Annotated in this window: 20 protein-coding genes and 1 tRNA gene; 11 read left to right on the top strand and 10 right to left on the bottom strand. The window is 55.5% G+C overall.

What is annotated here, in order from left to right:
- Position 1: 1 nt before the first annotated feature.
- Positions 2 to 1,114: a site-specific integrase gene (locus tag KQI65_01785; GenBank protein MCB2203451.1), complete on the top strand. Its 1,113-nt coding sequence runs from the start codon at positions 2 to 4 to the stop codon at positions 1,112 to 1,114.
- A gap of 323 nt (positions 1,115 to 1,437) precedes the next feature.
- Here KQI65_01785 and KQI65_01780 read toward each other — a convergent pair whose 3' ends face one another.
- The 5 genes from KQI65_01780 to KQI65_01760 all read right to left on the bottom strand — a co-directional run bounded on the left by KQI65_01780 (position 1,438) and on the right by KQI65_01760 (position 5,258).
- Positions 1,438 to 2,088, bottom strand: a complete 651-nt coding sequence (locus tag KQI65_01780) for an RNA ligase family protein (GenBank protein ID MCB2203450.1) — start codon at positions 2,086 to 2,088, stop codon at positions 1,438 to 1,440.
- Positions 2,089 to 2,132: 44 nt separating this feature from the next.
- Positions 2,133 to 2,663 (bottom strand): hypothetical protein, encoded by a 531-nt coding sequence (locus KQI65_01775; protein ID MCB2203449.1) that lies wholly within the window; start codon positions 2,661 to 2,663, stop codon positions 2,133 to 2,135.
- Positions 2,660 to 4,060, bottom strand: coding sequence for a DUF3696 domain-containing protein (locus KQI65_01770; protein ID MCB2203448.1), 1,401 nt, complete (start codon positions 4,058 to 4,060; stop codon positions 2,660 to 2,662). Before KQI65_01770 ends, KQI65_01775 begins: the two co-directional genes overlap by 4 nt.
- Before the next feature lie 240 nt (positions 4,061 to 4,300).
- A tRNA-Ser gene (locus tag KQI65_01765) sits at positions 4,301 to 4,387 on the bottom strand.
- A 256-nt stretch (positions 4,388 to 4,643) separates the two neighbouring features.
- A complete protein-coding gene (locus KQI65_01760; protein MCB2203447.1) occupies positions 4,644 to 5,258 on the bottom strand; it encodes a 2OG-Fe(II) oxygenase in 615 nt (204 codons plus the stop codon).
- Positions 5,259 to 5,419: 161 nt separating this feature from the next.
- Here KQI65_01760 and KQI65_01755 point away from each other — a divergent pair, with 161 nt between their 5' ends.
- A complete protein-coding gene (locus KQI65_01755; protein ID MCB2203446.1) occupies positions 5,420 to 6,838 on the top strand; it encodes a UDP-N-acetylmuramate--alanine ligase in 1,419 nt (472 codons plus the stop codon).
- A gap of 90 nt (positions 6,839 to 6,928) precedes the next feature.
- The gene (locus tag KQI65_01750; GenBank protein ID MCB2203445.1) at positions 6,929 to 7,498 is read left to right on the top strand and encodes a hypothetical protein; all 570 of its coding nucleotides are present in this window, start codon (positions 6,929 to 6,931) and stop codon (positions 7,496 to 7,498) included.
- 24 nt (positions 7,499 to 7,522) lie between these two features.
- Here the strand turns inward: KQI65_01750 and KQI65_01745 are convergent, their stop codons facing one another.
- Both KQI65_01745 and KQI65_01740 read right to left on the bottom strand, forming a co-directional pair.
- Positions 7,523 to 8,656 carry a saccharopine dehydrogenase NADP-binding domain-containing protein gene (locus KQI65_01745; protein MCB2203444.1) on the bottom strand — a complete coding sequence of 378 codons (1,134 nt, stop codon included), beginning with the start codon at positions 8,654 to 8,656 and terminating at the stop codon, positions 7,523 to 7,525.
- Positions 8,657 to 8,712: 56 nt separating this feature from the next.
- Complete coding sequence (locus KQI65_01740; GenBank protein ID MCB2203443.1) at positions 8,713 to 9,669, bottom strand: hypothetical protein; 957 nt, start codon at positions 9,667 to 9,669, stop codon at positions 8,713 to 8,715.
- Between the two features lie 208 nt (positions 9,670 to 9,877).
- On the opposite strand from KQI65_01740, the gene KQI65_01735 reads away from it, so the two are divergent.
- Both KQI65_01735 and KQI65_01730 read left to right on the top strand, forming a co-directional pair.
- Positions 9,878 to 12,424: a SpoIIE family protein phosphatase gene (locus tag KQI65_01735; protein MCB2203442.1), complete on the top strand. Its 2,547-nt coding sequence runs from the start codon at positions 9,878 to 9,880 to the stop codon at positions 12,422 to 12,424.
- Positions 12,425 to 12,461: 37 nt separating this feature from the next.
- Positions 12,462 to 14,996: an oligosaccharide flippase family protein gene (locus KQI65_01730; protein ID MCB2203441.1), complete on the top strand. Its 2,535-nt coding sequence runs from the start codon at positions 12,462 to 12,464 to the stop codon at positions 14,994 to 14,996.
- Here the strand turns inward: KQI65_01730 and KQI65_01725 are convergent.
- Positions 14,961 to 15,911 carry a glycosyltransferase gene (locus KQI65_01725; GenBank protein ID MCB2203440.1) on the bottom strand — a complete coding sequence of 317 codons (951 nt, stop codon included), beginning with the start codon at positions 15,909 to 15,911 and terminating at the stop codon, positions 14,961 to 14,963. The two genes, KQI65_01730 and KQI65_01725, sit on opposite strands and share 36 nt — an antisense overlap.
- Positions 15,912 to 15,924: 13 nt before the next feature.
- Positions 15,925 to 17,220, bottom strand: a complete 1,296-nt coding sequence (locus KQI65_01720) for a DUF5103 domain-containing protein (GenBank protein ID MCB2203439.1) — start codon at positions 17,218 to 17,220, stop codon at positions 15,925 to 15,927.
- 837 nt (positions 17,221 to 18,057) lie between these two features.
- Between KQI65_01720 and KQI65_01715 the strand changes: the two genes are divergently transcribed.
- From KQI65_01715 to KQI65_01690, 6 genes are all read left to right on the top strand, one after another.
- Positions 18,058 to 18,486: a hypothetical protein gene (locus KQI65_01715; GenBank protein MCB2203438.1), complete on the top strand. Its 429-nt coding sequence runs from the start codon at positions 18,058 to 18,060 to the stop codon at positions 18,484 to 18,486.
- Positions 18,487 to 18,639: 153 nt separating this feature from the next.
- Entirely contained in the window at positions 18,640 to 19,062 is a 423-nt protein-coding gene (locus tag KQI65_01710) for a hypothetical protein (GenBank protein MCB2203437.1), read from the top strand.
- Between the two features lie 153 nt (positions 19,063 to 19,215).
- The gene (locus KQI65_01705; protein MCB2203436.1) at positions 19,216 to 19,638 is read left to right on the top strand and encodes a hypothetical protein; all 423 of its coding nucleotides are present in this window, start codon (positions 19,216 to 19,218) and stop codon (positions 19,636 to 19,638) included.
- 58 nt (positions 19,639 to 19,696) lie between these two features.
- A complete protein-coding gene (locus KQI65_01700) occupies positions 19,697 to 20,119 on the top strand; it encodes a hypothetical protein (protein MCB2203435.1) in 423 nt (140 codons plus the stop codon).
- Between the two features lie 146 nt (positions 20,120 to 20,265).
- Positions 20,266 to 21,102: a hypothetical protein gene (locus KQI65_01695; GenBank protein ID MCB2203434.1), complete on the top strand. Its 837-nt coding sequence runs from the start codon at positions 20,266 to 20,268 to the stop codon at positions 21,100 to 21,102.
- 199 nt (positions 21,103 to 21,301) lie between these two features.
- Entirely contained in the window at positions 21,302 to 22,996 is a 1,695-nt protein-coding gene (locus KQI65_01690) for a response regulator (protein ID MCB2203433.1), read from the top strand.
- Here KQI65_01690 and KQI65_01685 read toward each other — a convergent pair.
- Positions 22,991 to 24,397: a lamin tail domain-containing protein gene (locus KQI65_01685; protein ID MCB2203432.1), complete on the bottom strand. Its 1,407-nt coding sequence runs from the start codon at positions 24,395 to 24,397 to the stop codon at positions 22,991 to 22,993. The two genes, KQI65_01690 and KQI65_01685, sit on opposite strands and share 6 nt — an antisense overlap.
- Positions 24,398 to 24,501 lie beyond the last annotated feature (104 nt).

Genomic DNA, 24,501 nt, shown 5'->3' with positions numbered 1-24,501 from the left:
GATGAAAAAGATCATTGACAAGCACATTCGTCAGTTGCCTGACGGACGATTCCGCGTTGACATTCGTCTCAGCCGCAAAGAGCGGCCCCGGCGAACATTTATCAATCGTGAAGACGCCCGATCCTTCGTGCGGAAGATCCTGCTCGAAAGGGAGGACGAGAAGAGCGTGAAGCGGGGCCTGAAAAGGCCCCGTCTTCGCATCATGGATGTAATCGATGAATTCGAACAGTATCACGTCGGACGCGCGGCGTCGACACTGAAACGCTACCAACCAATCTTCCAGTACCTCCGGGAATTCTGTATCGCGAACAATATCACGCTGCTTTCAGATTTCTCTCAGGTTCACGCCTCCCTTCTACAGCAGCAGCTCATGGCTCCGTGTATCGATCCCAAAGGATCGACAGGGAAGGTGAAAACGCGTCAAGCCAAAACCGTCAACATGTACATCTCCAAGTACAAAACGATGTTCAACCGTGAAGTAAGAAAGCGTTCGCTACAGTTCAATCCCTTCGACCATATCGAGAGCTTGCCAGTCCAAAAGCGGCCGCCTGAGTACTACAAGGATGAACAACTTCGTGCGTTCTTCCGTGTTGAGATGCATCCAGCTCATAAGGATGCCTTCTTCGGCATGCTTCACACTGGAGCACGCTTCAGTGAGATCGCAGAACTGAAATGGACTGATGTCTTCATTGACGAGGACATGCCCTATCTGCGTATATGGGCGTCCCCAGACGGCAGTCTGAAGACAGGAAATGCCTATCGGCTCATCCCGATCAACGAAGACCTGTTAAGAGTGCTGAGACGTATTCGTGAACAGGACTCAGAATCAGACTTGGTATTCATGGCTCCTCAGGGTGGTAAGCTTCGCGAGAGGGCGATGTTGGCAGTATGCTCCAAGGTTGCAAAACGCGCTGGTATCGGTCATGGGACGAACCACCTATTTCGGCATACGTTCGCAACGAAACTTGCTGAACTTGGATTTCCAGTTCAGTACATCTCCCGGTTGATGGGCCATGCTACCATCGCACAGACAATGCGCTACATACACATGGAAACAAGAGGTCTCGGGCACGTCGTTCAGGATCTTGTCGGCATTGTCCCTATTTCAGACTGATCGAGGAAGACTCAAAGTAAAAAGGCTCGTCCAGCAATGGGCGGGCCTTTTTTGCGTGCTACACATGACGTGATATTACTGGAGCATACCCACCTATATGCGCAACAACTTCTGATAGAAAGTGACTGATCGAAATTGATCAGACGCAGGTCACGTGATGAAGATCTTGGTAAACTGTTTTTTAGATCCCTTGGGACTATTCCATAAAACTGAGGGTGCTATTCCTCCACGCTCAGTCCTGTTGTTATTGACCTGTCGCGAGTTCGCCACCAAGTTTGTTGCTTCACCATGTTAGTGTGTCGGCATGCTTAAGAAAGATACAATCAACTGTTTAAGAAATTCGATCGGATATTTAGGCAGTTTGGTCTGATGGCGGAACGAAACCAATGTTGCTCTACAGCCTGGATAAATTCGGGACGCACTAGTTTGGCACGTCGTTCAAGCCATTCACCGTGTCCAGCTCGTAAATAAATCCCCTCAGCTGGTAGATTTGTCAACTTCGATTGTGATAAGAGTTCTCGAACCTCAGGATAAGTAAATTTCCCACGTGCAATATATGGAACTTTAGTGATATGCATATCGGCGAATAGTTGATCCCGGCGTGCCGTGGCCAGGAAGAGATGTTTCTCTCGGTCGTAAATATCGAAGGCAAGAAACCAGTCAGGTAGGCTGCCATAGAAAATTGAATGCTGTGCATAACACCACTCACCAAACAGGATGTATCGGTCAGTAAGATGATCGAAAAGCGTTTCGGTGTTGAGCCTCAACCAATCGTCGAGTTTTTCCCACTGCCCCGAGCTGGGTAAATGCAAATAAGCCCCCCTGTTCTGGGCGCGAAAATTCCCATCTGAATCAAACGATAGCCCCAAGTTCGCCCCGTCTACTTTTTCTTCTACAGTCACCTCATGCGTCAGGAATTCTTCACGTTCTGATTCTGTAAAAACCTTATCACCCCTGATATCAACCCCTGGCAAGGTCGCCAGATGAGGGGTTGTAGGAAATTTGAAAAAGCTCTCCTTCATGTACCCATCTTCTTAGAATATTTGGCCTCGACATACTCCGGGCATAGAAAATGAACGGTAATCCCAACATCAGCGAGGGCATCCTTCCATCCCCACCATTTGCTGTCTGTGGCCTGCAAAATGGGCGGCTTGTCTGCGTGGGAGTTGGCTGAAGCGATAAACTTTCGGTCTGATCTGTCGAAATCGTTTAGATCGTCATGCCGAGGGAATTCTTGGTATGAATCGCCATTTCTGGTTATGGTCACTCTATCGCAATACTCTGGGTTATATCGTCGATCATTCACCCACTTCATGAAGGCATTGCCCATACCAGGCTGTCCCTTCATGGAAAGCTGCTGTCGATACTCATCGAAAATTTCGTCTCCCGCATCGATGATCAAGCCATGTTTTTTAATGACATGCTCAAGTGCCTCGACACAGGCCAGTACACAGGCATCGGATACGTCTGACCCCATGTCAGGCTGGCTGGCGAGATTGGCAGTTATTGGCACATTGGTATCCACCAAGCATTTCTTTGGAAGGCTCATGCGGACGCCTCCGGATCTTCGGTTTTTTGCATCCTCTTCTTCATGGCGGCTTTGGCCTGCTCGGTTATGTCGCCCATTTCATCGCCGAAAAAGTTCTCCGGCCAGTTCTGGATGTTGCCAAAGACGTCTATTTGCAACGGCTCTAGGGTTGCGGGTGTCCTACTGATATTGGCGAAATAGGCCGATACTTTTTCCTGCGAGACTGCATCCTCAGCGATGCGGCGCTGCAGGCGGCGCAGGAAATGTTCAGAGTGGGTTTCGATGACCAACTGGATATTCCTGTCTGATCCGTTCTCCCGGGAGTTGATGACGTCGATCATCACATCCGCCAACGCCGATTGTGCATTCGGATGCAAGTGAATCTCTGGCTGTTCCATCAGGATGATCGATCCAGCCGGAGCATAAAAACACTGCACCAGTACCGGTAGCACCTGAGATATGCCAAATCCAACATCTGGAAGATCAACCCAATCTTTTGATCCTCTTGTGCGAACCTTTACCTCGTACTCCTGCCGTTGTTCGGAAATTGGGTTGACCTTGAATTCTTCGATCAGTCCCATTTCCTTGAGCTTGAGGGCAATTATTTCTTCGAGAGGTTTTGCAGGCCTCCGATACCCGAAACTGATTTTACGATCTCTTGCAGCCAAAATGGCCGCGACAGTATTTTCGCCAGAAAACCCAACGCTTTCAGGGGTGATGCCACCCCAGGTATAAAGCCTATCAGCTTTTGTTCTGAGTGGCCCAAGGTAGAATATTGAGTTGAATAATTTCTCTTGCGCGAGATTGAGGTCCTGAACGAAATCCGCATTTTGATAATAGGCCACAACCTCATCAGGGAATCCATAGAACCGAACAATGTCCTTGAGTGCCCAAGCACGCATCTTTTTCCGGACAAGGGAGTATTGTTTAGCTGAAGCGGAATATTCATGCTTCTCAGTTTTCCTTGATAGCTCGATCGAAAGCGCCTGTTCACCATTGTTTAGTAGTCGATACTCGAACTTTGAAACCTGGACCAAGTGCATTGTCGCATCGCTGAGCTCAACGCCTGCTTTGAAACTCAATTCGTTACCGGAGAACACCTGGTCGGACAAAGGGTCCTTGAACTTCAGTGTTTCCGGCAAAGACCACCGGTAGCCGAAGGTGATCTTGTTTTTCGGGTCACGATGAAAGACCATTTCCTGATAGGAGCCAAGTTGAACTACCGAGTTTTTGCCCCCAGGATAAAAAACCGCCTTTCTGTCTGGTGACTCCACTGTCTGCTTCAGCATCATCAGGAATTGCCCGATGCTGGATTTTCCCGAGCTGTTGGCACCAAAGAACAGAGAAATGGGAGCCATGCGAATGGTACCAGTGTCCTTCCAGCCTTTGAAGTTTCGTATTCGTAGTTGTTTCAGCATACTTTCCTCAGCTGTCATTGACGTCAAGCCCTTCATGTCATCCAGGAATCGCTTCCTCTGAAAGCTGACTCCCGGTCAGTCAGTATAGGCAAAGACTTCTAGAAAATACAGTACCGGATAGAATGTCCCAAAAGTGTCCCAAACTGGTGCCATGTGGGCACACTACGTGGTACCGCGTGTTCATTTGACCCAATAAAAACAGGCCAGGCGTGACTACACCTGACCTGGTTGCGTTGCTTGCGGAGAGGGTGGGATTCGAACCCACGGTACGCTTGCACGTACACACGCTTTCCAGGCGTGCCAGTTCAGCCACTCCTGCACCTCTCCAGGTGATAATCTATGTTCCCTCACTCCTGCTGCGTCCGCCGAAATCCCGCGAAGCGGGATGAAGGAGGACACCTCTCCAGGTGAAAATCTATGTTTCTCCACTCCTGCTGCGTCCGCCGAAATCCCGCGAAGCGGGATGAAGGAGGACACCTCTCCAGGTGAAATTCTATGTTCCTCCACTCGATGTGACCTGGAGAAGTTTCATCTCACGTGCCACAGATTACAAATCTACGCATTTTTTGCAATCCGCAAAAACTCACGGGAAAATGTCGGTGAAGGAGCGGCGGCGGTACCAGCCCGTGAGACTGTAACGCGCTCGTGTGGATGGGAGCACCTCGTGAGGCACGGTGTCGCTGCGGAATATGACGAAGGTGCCAAGCTCGGGTAGAATATCGTGCATCTTATCCATGAAATGCAGGCGCAACTGGCCACCATCGGCGGTAGACCATCCCTCGTTGAGGTACAGCACGACGGATATCATGCGCGCGTCGGAAGCACGGAAGCGGTCGACATGCACATCGTAATGCGCGCCCTCTTCGTAGACGGCGTAGTGGCATTCAAAATCGATCAGACCGAGGAACAGTGTGCTGTTGAGTGCCAGGCGGAGCTGCTCGATCATGCGGTGATAGGAGCGTCTTCCGGCGGGAGCGCTGGCGGCGTCGAGCCACAGTATGCTGTCACTTCGGATGTCTTCGCGCTGCACTTCCGATCCTCCGGTTCCGATGCGGGCTTCGCGGAAGCGGTCACTGTCGTGCAGCTGCCGGGCTTCCTCCATGAGAGCGAGCAGGACGGACTCAGGCAACAGGCCGTGCGCGACGGTCCATCCGTCTGCTGCAAGCCCGTCGATAACGGGGGTGAAATCGGCATCCATTGTCGTGGCATCCGGTACGAGTGGGAGTGGGAGAAGTCCCCATGCGGTGGGAGCAGATGCTTCCCTGCAGGGTGACGCTGCGCAAATATCCGCTGTGGCGATGAAATCTCCAACGCTTCAGCTATATGGAAATTCACGCCGGATAGCTACATTTATCTCCCATGAAGCAATTCTACTTTATCGGTATCGCAGGGTCGGCCATGGCGGGTGTCGCCGCGGCGCTGAGGGAGCAGGGACACAGTGTTGCCGGATCGGACAATGGTGTCTATCCGCCCATGAGCGATTTCCTCGCTGCGCAGCGCATTCCGTATCATGACAGTTTCGCGGAAACGCATATTTCCGCCCTGCCGAATGGGACGGTGGTGGTGATTGGAAATGCGATGAGCCGCGGGAATGTGGAAGTGGAGGCGGTGCTCAACCGCAGACTGCGATACACGTCGCTGGCCGGACTCGTTGGCGATGAGATGATCGAGGGAAAAACCAGCGTGGTGATCGCCGGGACGCATGGGAAGTCCACCACCAGTTCGCTGGCAACATGGGTGCTGGAGGTGGCGGGACACAGTCCGGGCTTCCTTATCGGTGGCATCCCCGAGAATTTTGGCCGTGGCTGCCGCACGGCGCTGATGGACGGTGTGTTCGTCACCGAGGGGGATGAATACGACACGGCCTTTTTCGACAAACGATCCAAGTTCGTGCATTACCGCCCGGAAATCGCCGTCATCAATAATGTCGAATTCGATCATGCCGATATCTTCGACTCCCTCGAACATATCAAGCGATCCTTCCGGCAGTTCGTCAATCTTATTCCGGGGAATGGACTGCTCATCGTCAACGGCGACGATGCGCATGCGGTCGAAGTCGCGCAGCAGGCGCACTGCAGCGTGCTGCGCTTCGGTATGGGATCGGAGTGCGAACTGCGATGCACGGATATGGCATACGAGGATGGAAAAACGACCTTCCGGATGACGGATATGCGGCGCGGGACGCTGCACAGTTTTCGGATCGGACTCACCGGGGAGTTCAACGTACGCAATGCGATGGCCGTCGTGGCGATCGCGGAACGTCTCGGGATATCCGACGATGTCATCCAGCGGGCTTTCGACAGTTTTCGCTCCATCAAACGCCGCATGGAGATTATCGCGGAAGCGAACGGCATCACGCTGATCGACGACTTCGCGCATCATCCCACCGCTCTGCGCCTGACGCTCACGGCGCTGCGCGAGCGCTTCCCGCATCGCAGACTCATCGCATGCTTCGAACCGCGATCGAATACCACGACACGCAGTATCTACCAGAAGGAAATCACCGAGGCCCTCGGTCTCGCCGACGTCTCCGTCATCGGCGCCATCGACCGGCCGGAACGGTACAGCGAAGAAGAACGACTTTCTCCACCACGCATCGCCGAGGAACTTAAGCGCGAAGGACGCACCGCACGCGCCATTCCCGATCCCATTGAAATGGTGGAGTACGTGAAATCAATTCTTGCCGAAGGGGATGTCGTCGCTCTCTGCAGCAACGGGAAATTCGGTGGTGCACATGCCCTGCTGCGCGAACACATCGAATCGTTGGCGGGAAACTGATTCCAGGTCACCGACAGCATGAACGGAACGGGAATGCTGTATTCCCTCGTTGTATTGAAAACGCCTGATAACAACAAGAAGGGGATACTTATGCTTTCCAAACAGAATTCGGCAATAGGCCGCGTGCGCACATTCGTACAATCGGCCCTTCTTGCATGCACGCTTTTACTCATCGTTTTTCCCGCGTTTACTGCTCACGCCCAGGGACCCAAGGGACGCTCTTTCGGTATTGGTTTTTCCGTTGGTGAGCCCACGGCAGTCTCGGCGCGATTCTGGCTGAGCAGTGAGAATTCATGGGACCTTGCCCTGGGATCGTCCGCGATGGGGAATCCCCATGTTCATGCCGATTATCTGTGGCATTTCAACGATGCTTTCAATTCCCGCATTTTCAAGATCTACGCAGGCGTTGGCGGTGTGATGGGTTTCGGAGACAAGGACAATGGATTTGTCGTCTGGGTGAAAAAGGGGAAGGACAAGGAACGCTGGTATTACGGCGACGATTCCAAGGTTGCCATCGCGGCGAAAGGGGTGTTCGGCCTGAACATCATCCCGCGCAATACGCCCCTCGACATCTTCATCGAAATTGACCCCATCCTGGGTATCACCCCGGGCTTCGGCTTCGACATCCAGCCCGCTCTCGGCATCCGCTTCTACCCGTAACCCTGCTTCAGGCTGACGCGGAACCTACCCCGCCTTCATGCTGTGTGCGAAGCGTACGTTCCGCTGTTCGAGTCCCTCAAGCAGGGCATTGAATACGTCCAGCTCAGCGCCCAGGTACTCGGGAGGTGAGATGCCGGTGTGACGATAGCTGCCGTTGGCGACAAGGCGGGCGGCAACTGCACAAGTGTAGCCGGTGGTGCGTGCCATTGACGTCGTTCCGCTCTCACGGTCGTAGCGGTCGAGCATATCGAAGGTGTGACTTTCCCGCATCCCGTCTTTCTCACCCACGATGGTTACACGCATGACCGAGAGATCTTCCTCTCCCTCTTCCATCTGCCATGCGGGGAAGAGCAGGCGCGCGGTGACATCCAGCGGAGCGACCGCGACTCCATCCACATCAATTGCCTCTTTGCGGAAAAACCCGGTATCGCGAAGTACCTGCATCAGGGCTGCGTGCCCCGGGTAGCGCATGGTTTTTTCCTTCATGCTCGGTGCCTGCATTGTTACCGCGAGGGTACGGAGTCCGTCAGTATTGAATGCCTCGAGCGTCCCCACACCGTCGAAATGCAGCTGTTCGATATCGCTGAGCGCGGGACGCACGACCTCATGTCCGTGTTCGATGTAGCGGGCGGGACGCGTGTACTCTTCAATCACGTCGATGGGAGAAAACACGGCGCCGTATTCGTAGGGCTTGCGGCGCACGACAGGGAGTCCCCCGACATAACAGAGAAAACTCTCGATACTGTCCATATCCGCATTCAGCCGGCCCATGAGGATGTTGCCGAGTCCGGGTGCCAGACCACAATCCATCACCGCCGTCACACCGCGCTCTTTCGCCAGTTCATCAAGCGTGAAGGGATCCTCCGGGAAAAAAGAAATATCGACGACATTTTTCCCCGCATCGATCACACGGCGCAGGGTTTCATATCCCATGAAACCGGGGACGGCCCCGATGACCAGGTCGGCGTCGCTGATGGCAGCGGTAAGAGCCCCGGCATCTGCCAGGTCCGCCGTGCGTGTCGTGACCGGAAACGCAGACAGCGCAGCGAGTGCGTGTTCGTTGCGGTCGGCAACGCACACTTCCCAAGCGTCCTCCCGTGCCAGATCGCGGGCAATGGCTGAACCCACCATGCCGCCGCCGAGTACTGTAACCTTCATACGTGCTCCCGTATGCTGTTTGCCGTTCCGTGGTGAAGAATTATGAGAGGTTGTGACTATTGATGATCCGGTGTTTGCACGGTGGGGGGATACACATTGCGCAGCTTGAGCACCGCGCCGAATTCCCCGACGGCGATGGCCTGATTGTTTGGCAGGAAGGTGATGCCATGCAGGGACTTCGCCGATGTCAGGTCGTGCAGCCGCCACGAGGTGTTGTTCTTCTCCGCGCGCACGATGGCACCACGCTTGCCGACCGCCCAGCCTGCGCCGCGGTTGTCGAAGGCGAGACGGATGTAATCAGTTTCGTAGGCGTTGAGTTTTTGCCAGGACGAGCCACCGTTTGACGTACGCATCAGCAGTCCGTGATACCCGGCGAGCCAGCATTCACTCGCGCTGCGCGCGAACAATGTCGTGACCGGGAGAAAGGAATCGAGCTTCTGTTTCTCCCATGTGGTACCACCATCGCTGCTGTGCAGAAGCACCCGCTGCGGGGATGCGCACCAGCCGTGTTTCGCATCGGCGAAGGAAATACTGCTGAGCATCACATCGGTGCCGCTTTCCAGTGCAGACCATGTCGATCCCATATCCGTGGATTTCAGAATGCTTCCGTTTTCTCCGGAGAGCCAGATAGTGCTGCCCACGACAGCCATGCCGGGATAGGTGTACTCCGTTGGCAGTGGAATGCGCGTCCAGCTGCTCCCACGATCCTCCGTGCGGTGGAAACTGCCGCGGAAGCCGGCGGCGACACCGACACTGTCGTTCAGGTAGCGGACATTGCGGAACGCGTGCTGATCCGATGAGAGTTTCTGCGTCCAGCTTTCCCCGCCATCCGTCGTACGCATGATGACGCCGTAGTCACCGACGATGCTGCCGTGCAGACTGTCGGCGAAAGCGACATCCCAGAGGGTGAACTCGGTGCGGTGAGAAATATGCTCCCAGCTGCCGAGTGTCTGCCCCTGCATCGATACGGGGAGGATAATCATGAAAAGGAGTATGCAATGTCGAAGCTTCATGCGGCATCTTCATGGGTGTGGTTGCGGAGACGGTGTACGTCCGAACACAATGTACTGTTCCCCGGTAGGGCGATGCAACAACGGCCCGGCGATGCAACAACGGCCCGGCGATGCAACAATCGGTCACCGGTGGAGTATCGGAGTGCTTCGCTATGCAATCACGATTTCGTATGTTAGGCAGAACGCCTGTTTCCCACCGGATTCCTGCATGAAAGGACGATTCATCGAATCCCGTTTTGTCTACCTCGCCCTCGCTACGGCAGGGGGATTCCTGCTGTTGCTCGCTCTGGTGCAGCTTCCTGCGGGTATCCTCATTCAATACACCAAACCCAGTCTGCCCTGGTTCCCGGTTGAGAATATGGCGGAAGGTGTGCGCATTGTGCCGGTAGTGACACGTGAAGGGGAGCCGGATGCGCATTTCCAGCCCAGCGATATCCTCACCCGCGTCAACGATGTGGCGCTCGACTCGGCGCATTTCGATGAAATGGCGCTGCAGAGAATGACGGCAGCGCTCCGCATCGGCGATACCGTGCGGGTGCGTCTGCTGCGCGGCGGTGCGGAAAAGCGTTTTTCCATCATTCTGTCGCATTCCATCAGTGATGCGCGCGGGAAGGAGATCTCGCTTCTCACCTTTCTGATCAACAACATCTCACCGGTCTTTATTATTCTCGTTGGCTACATCGTACTGCTGCGGCGTCCGCGGCGACGGGAGTCTGTCCTCTTTTTCGGCAGCCTGGCCTGTTATGCCTGGTATTTGCTCGGGGGTGTGCACGCCAGCATTTACATGCCCTGGTGGAGTGCGCTCGGGAAGCTGCGTGGGATCAGTCTGGAAGTCACTTTCATGCTGTTTCTCCCCATGCTGCTGCATTTCCTGCTCGTGTTTCCGAAAGAGTGGTTCATGCGTGAACGCAGGGGACTACGCCTGCTGCTCGTATATATTCCGTACGTACTCATTGCAGCAGGCGGCTATGTGCTGCTGACGAAGATGCAGCTGCCCATTGTTGAGGAATTCTCATTGGCCGCCAACCTCGTGTATGCCGTTTCGCCGGTTGTCGGTCTCCTGATTATCCGGGCGAGCTACCGCCGTGCCCGGGCACCGCTGACGAAGAGTCTGCTGAACGTCGTGTTCATGGGTATGACCGCGTTTACCTTCGGCTTCATCCTGCTGATCGTGATCAACATCCTCTATATTTTCTACGATGTCCTCCTCCCCGTCGCGCTCGAATTGCGTCTTGTCGCGCTGCTCCTGATCACCCTCATGCTTCCGCTCACCTTCGGCTATGCGCTGCTGCGTTATGGCTTCCTCGATATTCAGATACTGTTCAAGCGCACGACGCTGTACGCCCTGTTGTCCGTCTTCATCGTCCTTGTCTTCGTACTGCTCAACGCGTTTCTCCAGCACTACTTCGATTCCTTCACCAGTACGGATGCCCTTCTTGTCTCCGTCATCGTGACCGGTGTCATCGCCATTTTCATTGCCCTGGGAAAAGGACATATTCAGCAGCTGCTCGATCGCACGCTCTTTCGCGATGAATGGCAGCGGCGCAGCCGGCTTGCGGCGTTCGGCCGCAGTCTGCTGCATTTGCTCGAGCGGGACGACCTGCTGCGCGAATTGACCGTGACGCTGCCCGACATTCTCGAGGTGAGCGTTGCCAGCGTCATCACGCTCGATGAAAAAGGCAGTGCATACCTGCTCGCGGGTACCACACTTCCGGAGGAGGTGGTCGAGCGCATGCTGCGGCAGAAGAATCTGTTTGCGCGTCTGAGGGATGGGGAGGTGCTGGATGTTCACGGCTTCGCCGAGGCAGAGGATATGCATGGACTCAATGCGATGACCGACATCGCGGAGCATGAAGGGCGGCATACCGTGCTGCTGCTGGGGAAAAAACGCAATGGCAGGAAACTCAGCGCGGAGGAATTTGTCGAGCTTCGTTCCGTTGCAGAACATGCCATGCTGGGATGGAAGAATGTGGAACTGTCGGATGAGTTGCGTGAAAAGGAACGCTTTCGCAAGGAGGTGCATATCGCCCAGCAGATTCAGGCCGCGATGCTGCCGGGGGCAACACCTTCTCACGAACGCTTCGATTTTGCCGCGTGGTCGCTTCCCGCCCGGGAAGTCGGCGGCGACTTTTTCGATTTCCTGCAGTTTGACAGCGAGAGTCCGGGAGTGATCGTAGGGGACGTCTCCGATAAGGGGATCTCCGCTGCCATGGTCATGGCGTCGACCATCAGCACGCTGCGCTATGCCGCGGAATATGAAGATTCCCCGCGTGGCATTCTCGAAGCAGCCAACAACCGGATTTTCCAGGATACCAGCCGCAGCATGTTTGTGGCCGTCTGCGTCGCGCGGCTCGATGCCGCCCGCATGCAGATGACGTTCACGAATGCCGGCCTGCCGATGCCGCTTCTGATTCGCGATGGCGCAGCGTACCAGATCGCGTGGTCGGATGCCGGGGGACACCTGGCGCTGGGGGTGCAGCCCGATGCCCGGTATCATCAGGACACACTGGATCTGCAGAGCGGTGATGTGATTCTGCTGTACAGTGATGGACTCGAAGAAATGATGGACGATGACGGGGCGGGCAGCAGCGTTTCACAGCTCAAGGCGCATGTGCTCGCCGCAGGTGACAGCGGAAGCACCGATGCCCTGACCGCGGCCGACATGCTGCGGAATATCGTCACCGGGGTGCTGCCCGAAGAGCATACCACGGGCATTAAAGACGACATGACCATCGTGCTCTGCCGCGTGCGATAGCGCGCAGTCACGTGACAGGAGAAGAAAAGTTTCCCGCGTGCGACATCTTACGTCATACGGTCCGGCCGCACTCTCGCGCATCGTGGGTGTGGCCTGTACGCTTTCACTGCATGTGCTCATCGCGCGCAGCAGCGGTCCGGCGGCCTATGCATCCGTCGCGTTTTTCGTGACGGTGTTTTCGCTCGCCGGCATGCTGCTCGATTTCGGGAATGAGCAGCAGCTGATTCGTGAAGGTGGGGCCACGTCCTCTCGCGCCCGTTCCGTTCTCTTCTTCGCGCCGCTGCTCGCACTGATCGTCGTCATGCTGCTGGGATTTGCGGCCACTCCGTTCGAACAGCTTTTCTCCATCAACGGTATCGGCACGATTTTTTTGCTGGGACTCCCGGCATTGCCTCTGCGGGCGCTGGACATCGTTCCACGCAGCACGCTGCAGCGTGCGCAGCGTTTCACAACCCTGGCGTGGATCGACAGTGCGGGAAGCCTGTCTGGCTGGGTCGTGGCACTCATTGTCTTCTTTCAGCAGCGTGATCCCGCGGCGTATGGACTGTATACCACCGCAATGTACACGGTGCGTCTTGTGCTGTACTGGCGGCAGAGTGCGCTGCGGATGAGGGACGTACAGGGCACACCTGCGCTGCGGCAGTATTTCGGAAGCTGGAGACTGCTGCTGGTAAGTGCCGGCGACAGGCTCACGACGACGTATGATGACTTTGCTGTCGCTCGGGGTTTTGGTCCGGCCATGCTTGGCGTGTATCACCTCAGCTACCGGGTCATCACCCTGGTGCAGGATTTTCTCGCGGGCGTACTGCGCGTGCTTTCCTATCCCGTTTATGCAGAAACTGCATATGACCGTGAACTTGTGTACCGGCAGTTCTGTCTCGATACGCGACTTGTGTTTGCCGTCACTGCGCCGCTTCTCGTCTGGACCATCTGCACTGCCGACTGGGGGATTCCGCTGCTGCTTACCGCGCGGTGGAACGGGGCCGTGCTGATCTTTCAGCTGCTGGCGCTCGAGGCGCTGCGGCAGTCGCTGCTGCCACTGGCGGGACAGGCGCTGATTGCCATTTCACACGAACGGGTGCTGCTGCGCTTTACCCTCGTCAGCGTTGGCGTTCTTCTCCCTGCATTCACCATACTCGCTTTTTTCGACCTCACGGTCTTCGTCGTCGGTTTTCTGCTCATCAACAGCGTGCTCAACCTCTACTTTTACATAGAGGTGCGACGCGCTTTCGCTTTTCCCGTGCGACAGATGCATCTGGCATGGCTTCCCGGTTTGCTTGCAGCGGTGTTGACCGGTGTTCTGCACATGCTGCTGCGCGCAGCCGGATTGCAGGGAGCTGTTCATGCCATACTGCTCTTCGCCTTTTCCCTTGTGCTGATCACGCAGTTGTACCGGCTGCAGTTTGCCGATATCGGCGTGTCGTTTCGTCAACTGCTGCGCCGCCGCGCAGGCGAAGCAGAATCCCGTATGTGTATCGTGCATACGGATGCCGCCTTTGCCGAAGACAATCCGCATCTGAAACACGTACATGAAGCGCTGATGCGTATGCACGAGGATGTTCGCATTCTGCCCCTGCACTACCGGAACGATGTGACAGCAGCCTGGAAGCGGAGGCTTCGTGGGGGCGAAGACAAAAAAAATATGCACATTCTGCATATTCACTTTCCTGTCATTTGTTATCAGGGGAAGAGCCTGTCCGCGAGTGTCGCGCGGGGCAGCCGCTACCTGCTGCTCATCACCCTGCTGCGCGTTTCCGGCATGCACTTCGTCGTTTCTTTGCACGACGCCATTGCGCACGACTTCCCGTTCCGCCGGTGGGAGGCGGTATTCCTGACACTGCTGTTCCAGTCTGCCGACGCCATTTTCACGTATTCACAGAACGGGGTGGATGAAGTCGCACGCCGCTACGGCAGAACAGCCGCAGTGCATCGCCTGCGTCATGCGGCATACAGAACGACAGAGGTGGAGGCAGAGCGAAATGAGCTGCGTCGGGAACTCGGTATCACTGCTGACCACCGCATCCTGCTGATGTTCGGTGAGCACAAACCGTATAAAGGATATGCCGAGTTTGTGCGCTCGCTGCGCGATCAGGATACGATGGGCATCACACTGCTGTGCGCGGGAAAGGGAATGCAGCAGCTGGAATCCGTTTGTGCTGACGCAGGTATTGAGCATGTGATTGTCGACGCATATCTCACAGAAGAGCGTCTCGCCGCGTTGATTGAGGTGGCGGACTACGGTGTGCTCCCCTATCAGCGCATTCTGCACAGCGGAAGCGCTGTGTATCTGCTTTCACACGGTTGTCCCATCATCGTACCGGCGCGCGGCGTGTTCCCGGAATATTTCGCGGAGTATGCTGTCGGAGTGTTGATGTCCGGCTCCGGGCGTGCGGATATTGCCGAGATGCTTGAACGTGTCCGCATTCACGAAAGACATGAGTATCAGGCTGAGATACGGCGTTTTCTCTCGGACCATCGGATCGAGGATGCCGGGGAGGAATTGTACCGTGCATACGCAGCGGTATTACGCGGTTTTTCAGGGGAGAATGTGGCGGCGGAAACTGCGAAGTGATCGCAGGGGGGTGGTGATGCGTGAGAGGATGCCACGGTTGCGGAGAAACTGCAGACCGCGACCCATGAACGTTGGAATCAGATAGCGAAGAGTGGTCAGCCGTTGCGGGGCATGGAGCAGCAGATGGAAATACCGTTTGCGCGCTTCGGCGATGCGTCCGTGATAATAAGCCGCACGCGCCTGCGCTTCCTCCAGCGCCCGGGGAGAGGGAAAGCAACACGGATCGCGTTGCTCCTCAGCAAGGAAGGCCGCACTCGCTTCGCGTGTCACACGGTCCTGCGCCTGCTGACTTGCCACGCCAAGCGAATCAAACGAGCGCTGCACGGTGTTGAGAACCGAGGGAAGATTGTGAAAACGGAAATGCCGCAGCGCGCGGAGCTGAAACGCGTAATCCTCTCCGGCGGGCAGCGCTTCGTCGAAGCCACCGACGGTATCGAAAACCTGACGGCGAATGATTGAAGAATTGAAGGGCAGCATGCTGGTGACGGGCATGCCATGCAGGATGTCCTCATGATGTTCAGGGAAAGCGATGACACGCTGCTTTCCCGTCGTCTCGTCCCTCACCAGCACGTGACAGCCGAGCATTGCGACATCAGGTTGGTGCTCGAGGAAGTCCAGCTGTTTCGCAAGGCGATCGGCCTGTGCCTCGTCGTCGGAATCCATGATCGCAATCAGGGAGCCGCTGCATGCAGCGAGTCCTGCATTGAGTGACGCCGCGCGTCCCTCATGCTTACGCGCAATCACACGCACACGCTCGTCGGTAATGGACGCCAGCCGTTGCATCGTGGCGTCGGTCGAACCGTCGTCGACGATGACATATTCGAAATCTGCATATTCCTGCCGGAGAATACTTTCGACAGCACGGAGAATGCTGCGCTCCCTGTTGTAGACGGTGGTGAGTACGGAAAGTGTCATGGCGTTGCCTGACTCATTTTTGCACGGCGCTGGCAAAGCCGACGGCGCGATTGACGCCACCGAACTGATCGTCATCGAAGTAGATGATGGCCCAGTACAGATTGTTTGCCGCCCACGTATTTCCCGCAAGTGAAATCCAATCCTGATCCACCACATACCCGAGCTCTTCGTCGTAGCGGCCAAGGACGTACTGATAATCGTAGGCCCCGCGCAGCAGCCAGCGATGCATGACATAGTGTTCGATGTCCTCGTCGAAAATCATGCGGTCGGACCACTGCGGATCCCAGTTGTTGAAGATCCCGGCGACAAAAATGTCCTTCGTGTCGATGAAGGGATGTTCGAGTTCAAAGCGGACGCAGAGATAGTCGGTATTGAACGAGCGGAGGGGTGTTGTCTCCGCCGCACCGTAGTAACGGCTGAGATCACCCGAAAAGCGGAAGCGCGTAAAATCGGGTCCTTCGAACTTGCTCAGCACCTTGTCATCAGGATAGGTCGCCGGATTGCGCAGATCCCAGAAGCGGTATCCGTTGCCCGGGGGCACATTGTCGTAACGGAAGGTCTTTTCCTTCAGGCCGATACCTTCGACGAAGGTGTTCTCCTCACGGTCATCGCTTGAGACGCGGTAGTGTTCGAAGAGGTTGAAGTTCTTGTAGAAATCAACCGTGCGGACATAGTCGGGAAACAGCTTGTCCGGTATGGCCATTTTCAGCGTCAGGCGATGCACCTCGTTGCGCGGCGGCCTGAAGTCGCTCCAGTAATCGTTGCGGATCCCGAGGTTCGTGCGGACGATATTCTCGACGACGATGAAGCGACCCGAAGCATAGATCACATCCTCATCGAATTCGTCCGTGACATCGAAAATCCAGTTCCCCGAATACAGGAAACGCACGAAGGAATGGAATGCACTGGGGAAGCGGTTGGTAAAGCGCCAGGAGAATTGCTCCGTCCCTGCTCCCGCCTGTTCATACTCGAGCTGACGCGTGTAGGTGAAGAAATCGTCGCGCACGACGAAATCCGTATCGATGTTCCAGTCTTTGTCACAGTGATAAAAGCGGATGGCCAGTCGCGGCGGCATCTCTTCCTGCACATCGAAGCGGATGGTGATGAAATCCGGCAAAGAGGATGTTTTCGACTTTGTCGTGTCGCGTTTCACCATGACCGGCAGATTGCGTTCGTCATCGCCCCCGTAGACGCGCAACCCGCGAATAAATGGTAATTCCTCGCAGGGGGCCTCCTGTGCTCCGAGCACGCCGGGCAGCGCCACAATCGCAGGGAGCAGGAGAAAGGCGAGTGTGAGGTGTTTTATCATGGGCAATAATGTATGCCAGTCCCGCATAACAAGCAATGAAGAAGCACGGAAGTTCAGGGCAGAAAGTAAGGAATAAAGGGGCTATTCTCTACTCCCGGATTCCGCATGAGTTCTGCACATCTTGTCATACGCACTGCCCACCCGCCTCTTTTGAATCCGGTACTTTGAAAATTCAACGCTGAAATCAGGCGTATGTGAGGATTTTTATGGTCGGAAAACCGTCAATTTTATGCGTTAATCGAGAAATCATGAATAAATTCGTAAATATTAAGGCACGCATTCATGATTTTTAATGAAATTAGAGGAAAAATTTCATTATATTTCGCCACACGGAAGTTCTAAAGATATTATGATCGGAAATATCGGACAAAGATAAATGTCGCCTGCAGCCACCCGCAGGGTGCCAGGCACAATGTGAAACCAGCTGTTGGAGTCGCCATCGACTGAACCCTTTGTGACGTGTCAATATTTCCCGATACCGAATTTTGCAGGTGTGCCTCATCCAGAGACACGCCATCTTGTGTTCCTGCTGTGCTGATGCCGCCAGGGGACCGTAAAAGCGAAACCAATCGGTAAAGGATACGACCGCCAGAAAACGATAAGCTGGATCATATCGCTCTTTGAAATATCCCAGGCATAGCTCCGGAAATTCATAAAATAACCGGGCATAATCGTCCAAGAGTTACAGAATAATAATCGATATTCTCATCCGATATGTCGTAATTTAAGATATTGTATTTATACAGTTTGAAAAAGCAGGATTCTCAGGAAACAGATTCATAGAGTAACAAACTCGCTTCATACATATCACATCATTCTCTCATTGAGGAGTTCACCATGGAAACAGTGAATGCAATCCTTCCGCAGACAGAAACAAAAACCACAACGCAGGATCTCTACGTCGACGCCCCTGTTGCCCCCGTGCAGCCGGAAGTGCGCGAGCGTACACGCCCGGTGTTTACCGGACTCGAAGACCACACGATCGCCCTTGACGACGCAGCCGAGCTGACGCGCAACTACCGCAAGAGCGCAGGCAAAGGCGCGATCAAGGGCGGCTTCTTCGGCCGCGCGGCTCTCGAGCAGGTCCTTTCGCAGGAAGGCGTTGTGGGAATCCGCTATTACTACGCACAGGAAAACAACGGACGTCCGGTGCTGATTCTGGTCGGTGTCGATGAGAACGGCAAGGACCTTGTCGACGGTTTCATGGCCGAGCGCGCCATGCCCTGTCCGCCGTTCTGCAGCCCCTGGAATCCCCTCAACAGCTGAGATGCGCCTTCCCGTCAGCTGCGGCCCGGAAACACCGCAGCTGCCGGGTCCCGGCGACGCTGAGGAGGTTTGAAAGCACGAACCCGTTGATCCTGACCCCGGAAACAGTGAAAGCAAAAATCTTATAGAAACAGTGAATTCGAGGAGACCATCGTGAAGAATCTGGAAGCAACTCTCACCATCAATGCCCCTGCCACCACCGATCTGAACGTCGACGTTCCCGTTGCCCCCGTGCAGCCGGAAGTGCGCGAGCGTACACGCCCGGTGTTTACCGGACTCGAAGACCACACGATCGCCCTTGACGACGCAGCCGAGCTGACGCGCAACTACCGCAAGAGCGCAGGCAAAGGCGCGATCAAGGGCGGCTTCTTCGGCCGCGCGGCTCTCGAGCAGGTCCTTTCGCAGGAAGGCGTTGTGGGAATCCGCTATTACTACGCACAGGAAAACAACGGACGTCCGGTGCTGATTCTGGTCGGTGTCGATGAGAACGGCAAGGACCTTGTCGACGGTTTCATGGCCGAGCGCGCCATGCCCTGTCCGCCGTTCTGCAGCCCCTGGAATCCCCTCAACAGCTGAGATGCGCCTTCCCGTCAGCTGCGGCCCGGAAACACCGCAGCTGCCGGGTCCCGGCGACGCTGAGGAGGTTTGAAAGCACGAACCCGTTGATCCTGACCCCGGAAACAGTGAAAGCAAAAATCTTATAGAAACAGTGAATTCGAGGAGACCATCGTGAAGAATCTGGAAGCAACTCTCACCATCAATGCCCCTGCCACCACCGATCTGAACGTCGACGTTCCCGTTGCCCCCGTGCAGCCGGAAGTGCGCGAGCGTACACGCCCGGTGTTTACCGGACTCGAAGACCACACGATCGCCCTTGACGACGCAGCCGAGCTGACGCGCAACTACCGCAAGAGCGCAGGCAAAGGCGCGATCAAGGGCGGCTTCTTCGGCCGCGCGGCTCTCGAGCAGGTCCTTTCGCAGGAAGGCGTTGTGGGAATCCGCTATTACTACGCACAGGAAAACAACGGACGTCCGGTGCTGATTCTGGTCGGTGTCGATGAGAACGGCAAGGACCTTGTCGACGGTTTCATGGCCGAGCGCGCCATGCCCTGTCCGCCGTTCTGCAGCCCCTGGAATCCCCTCAACAGCTGAGACTGACGCACCCAATCGCAATCAGGACAAGAATCTCGCCAGCATAAAGGAAAACCCCATGAACGAAATGCATGACAACACCCAGACAACGACAAGAGATGCGCAGCAACTGAATCAGGACATGCCCATTCCCGCGATCTCCCGGATCACGACGGGCAGGCGCCGTCCGGTGTTCACCGGTATGGAAGACCACAATATCACGCTGGAGGAAGCCGGCGCGCTGACGCGGAACTACCGCATGGCAGCAGGACGAGGCGCGGTCAAGGGTCGCTACTTCAGCCGGGTATCCATTGAACAGCTGCTCATGCAGGAAGACGTCGTCGGTGTGCGCTACTACTATGCTGAAGACACCGAAGGAAAACCCCAGATGATCCTTGTTGGTGTCAATGCCCAGGGCGAGGATCTGACCGAAGGTTTCCTGTTCGGGAATGGTCTTCCGGTCTCCCGTTTCCACGAAACGATGAACGCGCTCAATAGCTGAAAAGACATTCAGTCACAGGCGCGGGATACACTTTGGCAAAGGCTCTCGTGTGTGGTATATTGACTTGTAGATGAGAGGGTTGTCCTCAAAAGACAACCCCTCATTTACATTCCTGATGCCTACACCTCCCTAAGGATGACTGCACAGTGTCAATCTTCAGTCTGCTATCCTTTCTCACGATAAAGCACCCGGTGCTTGCATTCCTTGTATCAGCGTCTGACTGGACGAAGTTCTGGTACGTGATGCATCTCTCCATCGCGTTCACGATGATCATTCCCCTTGTCGTCGGGTACTACGTACGCAAGAAACTCGACCGCGGTCTTCGCCTGCTGATGTTGAACCTGTTGATCGCGTTCATCGTTGAACTGCTCGCCTTCGGCTTACCTGAACTCGCAGAGTATGTGCGTTTCATTCCAGAAGAGAACTTCTTTATTTACTCGCTCTTCACGCCGGTTGAATTCGTGCTTTTCGTGTTGATGTTCCGTTTCTGGAACAGTGGTAAGGCGTTCGATCGTGTCCTGACGTTCAGCATCCCTGTCTTCGTGGTCATCTGGCTTGTCGGCATGTTCTCCGTGATTTCGGATGCCATGTCCGCTGAACTGATTTCAAATATGGCCACGCTGGAAGCGGTGAAAAGGAATGTCTGGCAATTCGAGAATTACCTGCTCTCCGCTGAAAGCGTCTTCTTCATTATCTGTGCACTGGTCACCTTGTTGACAGGGTTGAAGGATCTTGAGCATTCCATCCTGATGAGCGGCATGTTCTGGGTGAGTGCCGCAATTCTCGTCTATTACTCGGGAAGTCTGTTCGTGTTTACGCTGATGGATTTGATACTCGAATCAGAAAAGAGTTTCTGGTACATTCACAGTGCGGTGAATCTGTTGAAGAATATTCTGTACGCAATCGGTCTCTATTACTCGGGGAAGTACGCCTTGAAAAGCAGCGCGTCACAGGGAGAGGACGCAGGGGTGGAAGGGACCTAGCGCCGTCAATCTCCGCCGGTATCTCGCATCGACAGGCGACGGACTGTTGGATAGCCATTTTTTTTCCTATTTTGACCGCAACGATCTCATTCCGGTCTTATTATCATACAGCTGTTCTGAACCGGAGCTTCTCTCGCGCAGCACCTGACCGCACATGGTCACGGCGCGAAATTACAGGTAGAATCGAGAGAGTCCATACGTGATTGACAACACTACGGTCCTTGTGCTCGTTATCGGTACCGTCGCTCTGCTGAGCCTCGCCGTCGGTATCATTGCCATTATCATTTTCCAGCAGCGCAAAATGTTCGCGCTGCAGCAGAAGAATCTTGAACAGCTGGCGGAAAGCGAAAAACGCTACCGGCGCCTGGTCAAACTTTCTCCATTTCCCATGATGGTGGTGATAGGGGACCGCGTGGTGTATGTCAATGACGCAGGGATCAAGCTTTGCAATGCCACGAATGAGGATGAAGTCTACGCACGTTCCATCTTCGACTATGTCGTAACGGATTTCGAGCATCCAGAGCAGGACCGCATGCGTGGACTGCTTTCGCAGGATGACGAGATTTACGATATCAAGGGACAACTCGAGAAACTGGACGGTCAGATTATCGATATCGAGCTGACGGCCATCCCCATTACGTACGACGAGAAGGACGCGAAGCATATCGTCCTTCGCGATATCACGCAGCAGGAGCGCCAGAAGGCGGAACTCATTGCCGCGAAAGAACGTGCTGAGCAGTCGGACAAGCTCAAAGACGCCTTCATCGCCAATATTTCCCACGAAATTCGCACCCCCCTGCACATCATCATTGGCTACAGCAATCTCATCACGAATGAGCTGGTGGGAAACCTGTACCCGGAAATGGACAGTTACTTCCAGGCCATCCGCCGCGGAAGTCAGCGCCTGATGCGCACCGTCGAGCATATCCTCAATATCTCCAGCATTCAGGTAGGGACGTTCTCCGTTCGTCCCGAAGAAATCCGTCTCTCCGACCGTGTCGAAGAACTGGTGCAGGAACTCAAGTCGCTGGCGCAGAAGAAAGGGCTCGCGCTCAACTATTCAACCGAATGTCCCGCCGCCATCCTGTACGCGGACCGTTACTGCATCGACCAGGCAGTCAGCAATGTGGTCGACAATGCCATAAAGTTTACCAAAACCGGCTCCGTCGATGTGCGGGTGTACTGCGTCGACCGCCGTGTGTGCATTGAGATCAAGGACACCGGCATCGGCATGTCGCCCGAATATCTGCCCAAGGTGTTCAGCGTGTTCTCGCAGGAAGCGTCCGGATATACGCGTCCCTTTGACGGACTCGGTCTCGGGCTTTCACTCACCAAGCGATACGTGGAATTGAACCGCGGTTCCATCACCGTCAAGAGCCGCAAGGGAAAGGGCACCACCTTCACCCTGCAGTTTCTCGCCGACATGGTGGAAGAAACCGTCATTGTCGACGAAGAACCCATCCCGGAACAGATGCCTGTCGAACCGCTTGTGCGTCCTGAAAGCGAAAAAGGCCTGTTCACCGTGCTGTTCGTCGAAGATGACGAGGAGACACAGGAATACATGGCCTCGCTTCTGGCCCGGGAATACAGCCTGCGCATCGCTTCCACCGCAGCTGCGGCATGGACCATCCTGGAAAGCACACGCATCGACCTGGTGCTCATGGATCTTTCCCTTCAGGGCGATGAAGACGGTATTTCCCTCACCCGCCGCATTCGCAGGGATGAACGTTTCGGAAATATCCCCATCATCGCCGTGACCGCGCATGCGTTTCCGAAGGATCGCATTCAAAGCCTCGAGGCCGGCTGCAACGCGTATTTCTCGAAGCCGTTCCAGATTGAGGAACTGAAGCGTTCGATGGAATCTTTCCTCCCGCGTGACGACAGCGCCTCATAAATTCCGTGCAACAACGATGATGCCCTTGACCGAGCGGACAGTATTGTTCGCGACGTCGAGCATGTCCAGCAATGCCACGTACGGTCCGATTCGCACTCGCCGGCCTTCGTCATCGAGTCCATCCCACACAATATCCATCCTTGCTGCCATCGGCGCACCGCCCACCAGGGTGCGGAGCAGTCTTCCCTGTACATCGTAGATGCGCAGCCGCGCCTCGTGAATACCGGCAGGGGCCGAACAGCTGATGCGGCAGAAATCCTCATACCCGTCACCATCGGGTGAAAAGGGCAGGGGATCGACACGCAGGGCAGCTTCGTTCGCAGCGACTGCTCTGCTGTCGGTGAAGCAGCTGTTGAGCGCACCCGGTGTTCCACCCGCGTTGTGCGTGCAGGTACTCCAGGACTGCGCTGCAAGGGACGGCAGTGCGGGGTGCAGACGTTCGAGCGTACGGCCCCTGGTGTCCGATACAAACGGATGATGCCAGTCCGGCACATACACCACGCTGTCAAGCAGCGTCCCGTCCTCATCACGCAGCAGGATCGCATCCCCGTCATTCGCGAGTCCGAGAGACGCGCGGTCAAGGACGATCAAGACCGCATCCTTTCTCCCGCGCGGCATATCCGGGAAGCGCAGGAGAATGGAGGAGTCAGCAGCGATGACCAGATAACCGCCCGGTGCGAGTCTGCCGCTGTGTCCATGAAGTGCAAACACCGCGGCCTCTCCCCTGGGTGACACTTCCAGCGACAGTCTGGCCATGTCGAGACTGTCGTTTCCCGTATACGTTACCTCCACCCACTCGCATCCCTGCGTAAGCGGCTCATACATGATTTCATTGATACGGCAGGAGTGAGGAGGCAGAGGATTGCGCTGTACGGGAAGCACGCTGTTCGGCAAGCCCGGAGTGGCTCCCGATGCAGCGATACTCGGACGCCAGTTGGCTTTTTCGTGTGCCCCGGCGGGATCGATGCGTTCGAGGGAGTATCCCTTCCCGCCGAGCCAGGACGATGTGTAATGCAGTGAGTCTATGACCTCGCCCTGCATGTTTCGCAGCACGAGATCGTCTCCGCTGTTGTTGAGCGATGGAAGCTGCGGCAGCAGCAGCACACTGTCGGCCGTCAACTGCCATGCCGCGCCGAGTGGCAGGGCCTCGGTGAGCACCAGGTGTCCCCCCGGTGGAATCTCCACCACGGCGTCTCCGAACGCGCAGCGCTTCCCCGTGGCATCCTCGATACTCCAGTCCAACGGACGCACGGCTGTGGCCGTACCGTTGCGCAATTCAATCCATTCCGCTTCTCCAGAGAGTGGTACGGCCATGAATTCATTGATACTGAGCTGCTGGGCAGCGGCGATGGATGTGGAAATAAAAAAGAAAAGCAGAAGGAACGGAACGTTTTTCCCCATGATGTGTCTCCCTGTATGAATACGTTCTGGCAAAAAATACACTCTGTCCGCAGCGGCAACCAGTGAAAAATTCGTCGCTGCGGGACGTGTGAGAAATTGATGAG

The organism is bacterium, from assembly GCA_020444325.1.
Classification (GTDB): domain Bacteria; phylum Bacteroidota; class Ignavibacteria; order SZUA-365; family SZUA-365; genus BM516.
Note: the sequence above shows the minus strand (reverse complement) of the source record. Positions and strands in the feature narration are given on the sequence as shown.

What these genes read in the sequence shown, in the direction of transcription:
- KQI65_01785 (MCB2203451.1), top strand. Translation starts at nt 2, where the DNA reads ATGAAAAAGATCATTGACAAGCACATTCGTCAGTTGCCTGACGGACGA.
- KQI65_01775 (MCB2203449.1), bottom strand. Translation starts at nt 2,663, where the DNA reads ATGAGCCTTCCAAAGAAATGCTTGGTGGATACCAATGTGCCAATAACT.
- KQI65_01770 (MCB2203448.1), bottom strand. Translation starts at nt 4,060, where the DNA reads ATGCTGAAACAACTACGAATACGAAACTTCAAAGGCTGGAAGGACACT.
- KQI65_01760 (MCB2203447.1), bottom strand. Translation starts at nt 5,258, where the DNA reads ATGGATGCCGATTTCACCCCCGTTATCGACGGGCTTGCAGCAGACGGA.
- KQI65_01755 (MCB2203446.1), top strand. Translation starts at nt 5,420, where the DNA reads ATGAAGCAATTCTACTTTATCGGTATCGCAGGGTCGGCCATGGCGGGT.
- KQI65_01750 (MCB2203445.1), top strand. Translation starts at nt 6,929, where the DNA reads ATGCTTTCCAAACAGAATTCGGCAATAGGCCGCGTGCGCACATTCGTA.
- KQI65_01745 (MCB2203444.1), bottom strand. Translation starts at nt 8,656, where the DNA reads ATGAAGGTTACAGTACTCGGCGGCGGCATGGTGGGTTCAGCCATTGCC.
- KQI65_01740 (MCB2203443.1), bottom strand. Translation starts at nt 9,669, where the DNA reads ATGAAGCTTCGACATTGCATACTCCTTTTCATGATTATCCTCCCCGTA.
- KQI65_01735 (MCB2203442.1), top strand. Translation starts at nt 9,878, where the DNA reads ATGAAAGGACGATTCATCGAATCCCGTTTTGTCTACCTCGCCCTCGCT.
- KQI65_01725 (MCB2203440.1), bottom strand. Translation starts at nt 15,911, where the DNA reads ATGACACTTTCCGTACTCACCACCGTCTACAACAGGGAGCGCAGCATT.
- KQI65_01720 (MCB2203439.1), bottom strand. Translation starts at nt 17,220, where the DNA reads ATGATAAAACACCTCACACTCGCCTTTCTCCTGCTCCCTGCGATTGTG.
- KQI65_01715 (MCB2203438.1), top strand. Translation starts at nt 18,058, where the DNA reads ATGGAAACAGTGAATGCAATCCTTCCGCAGACAGAAACAAAAACCACA.
- KQI65_01700 (MCB2203435.1), top strand. Translation starts at nt 19,697, where the DNA reads ATGAACGAAATGCATGACAACACCCAGACAACGACAAGAGATGCGCAG.
- KQI65_01685 (MCB2203432.1), bottom strand. Translation starts at nt 24,397, where the DNA reads ATGGGGAAAAACGTTCCGTTCCTTCTGCTTTTCTTTTTTATTTCCACA.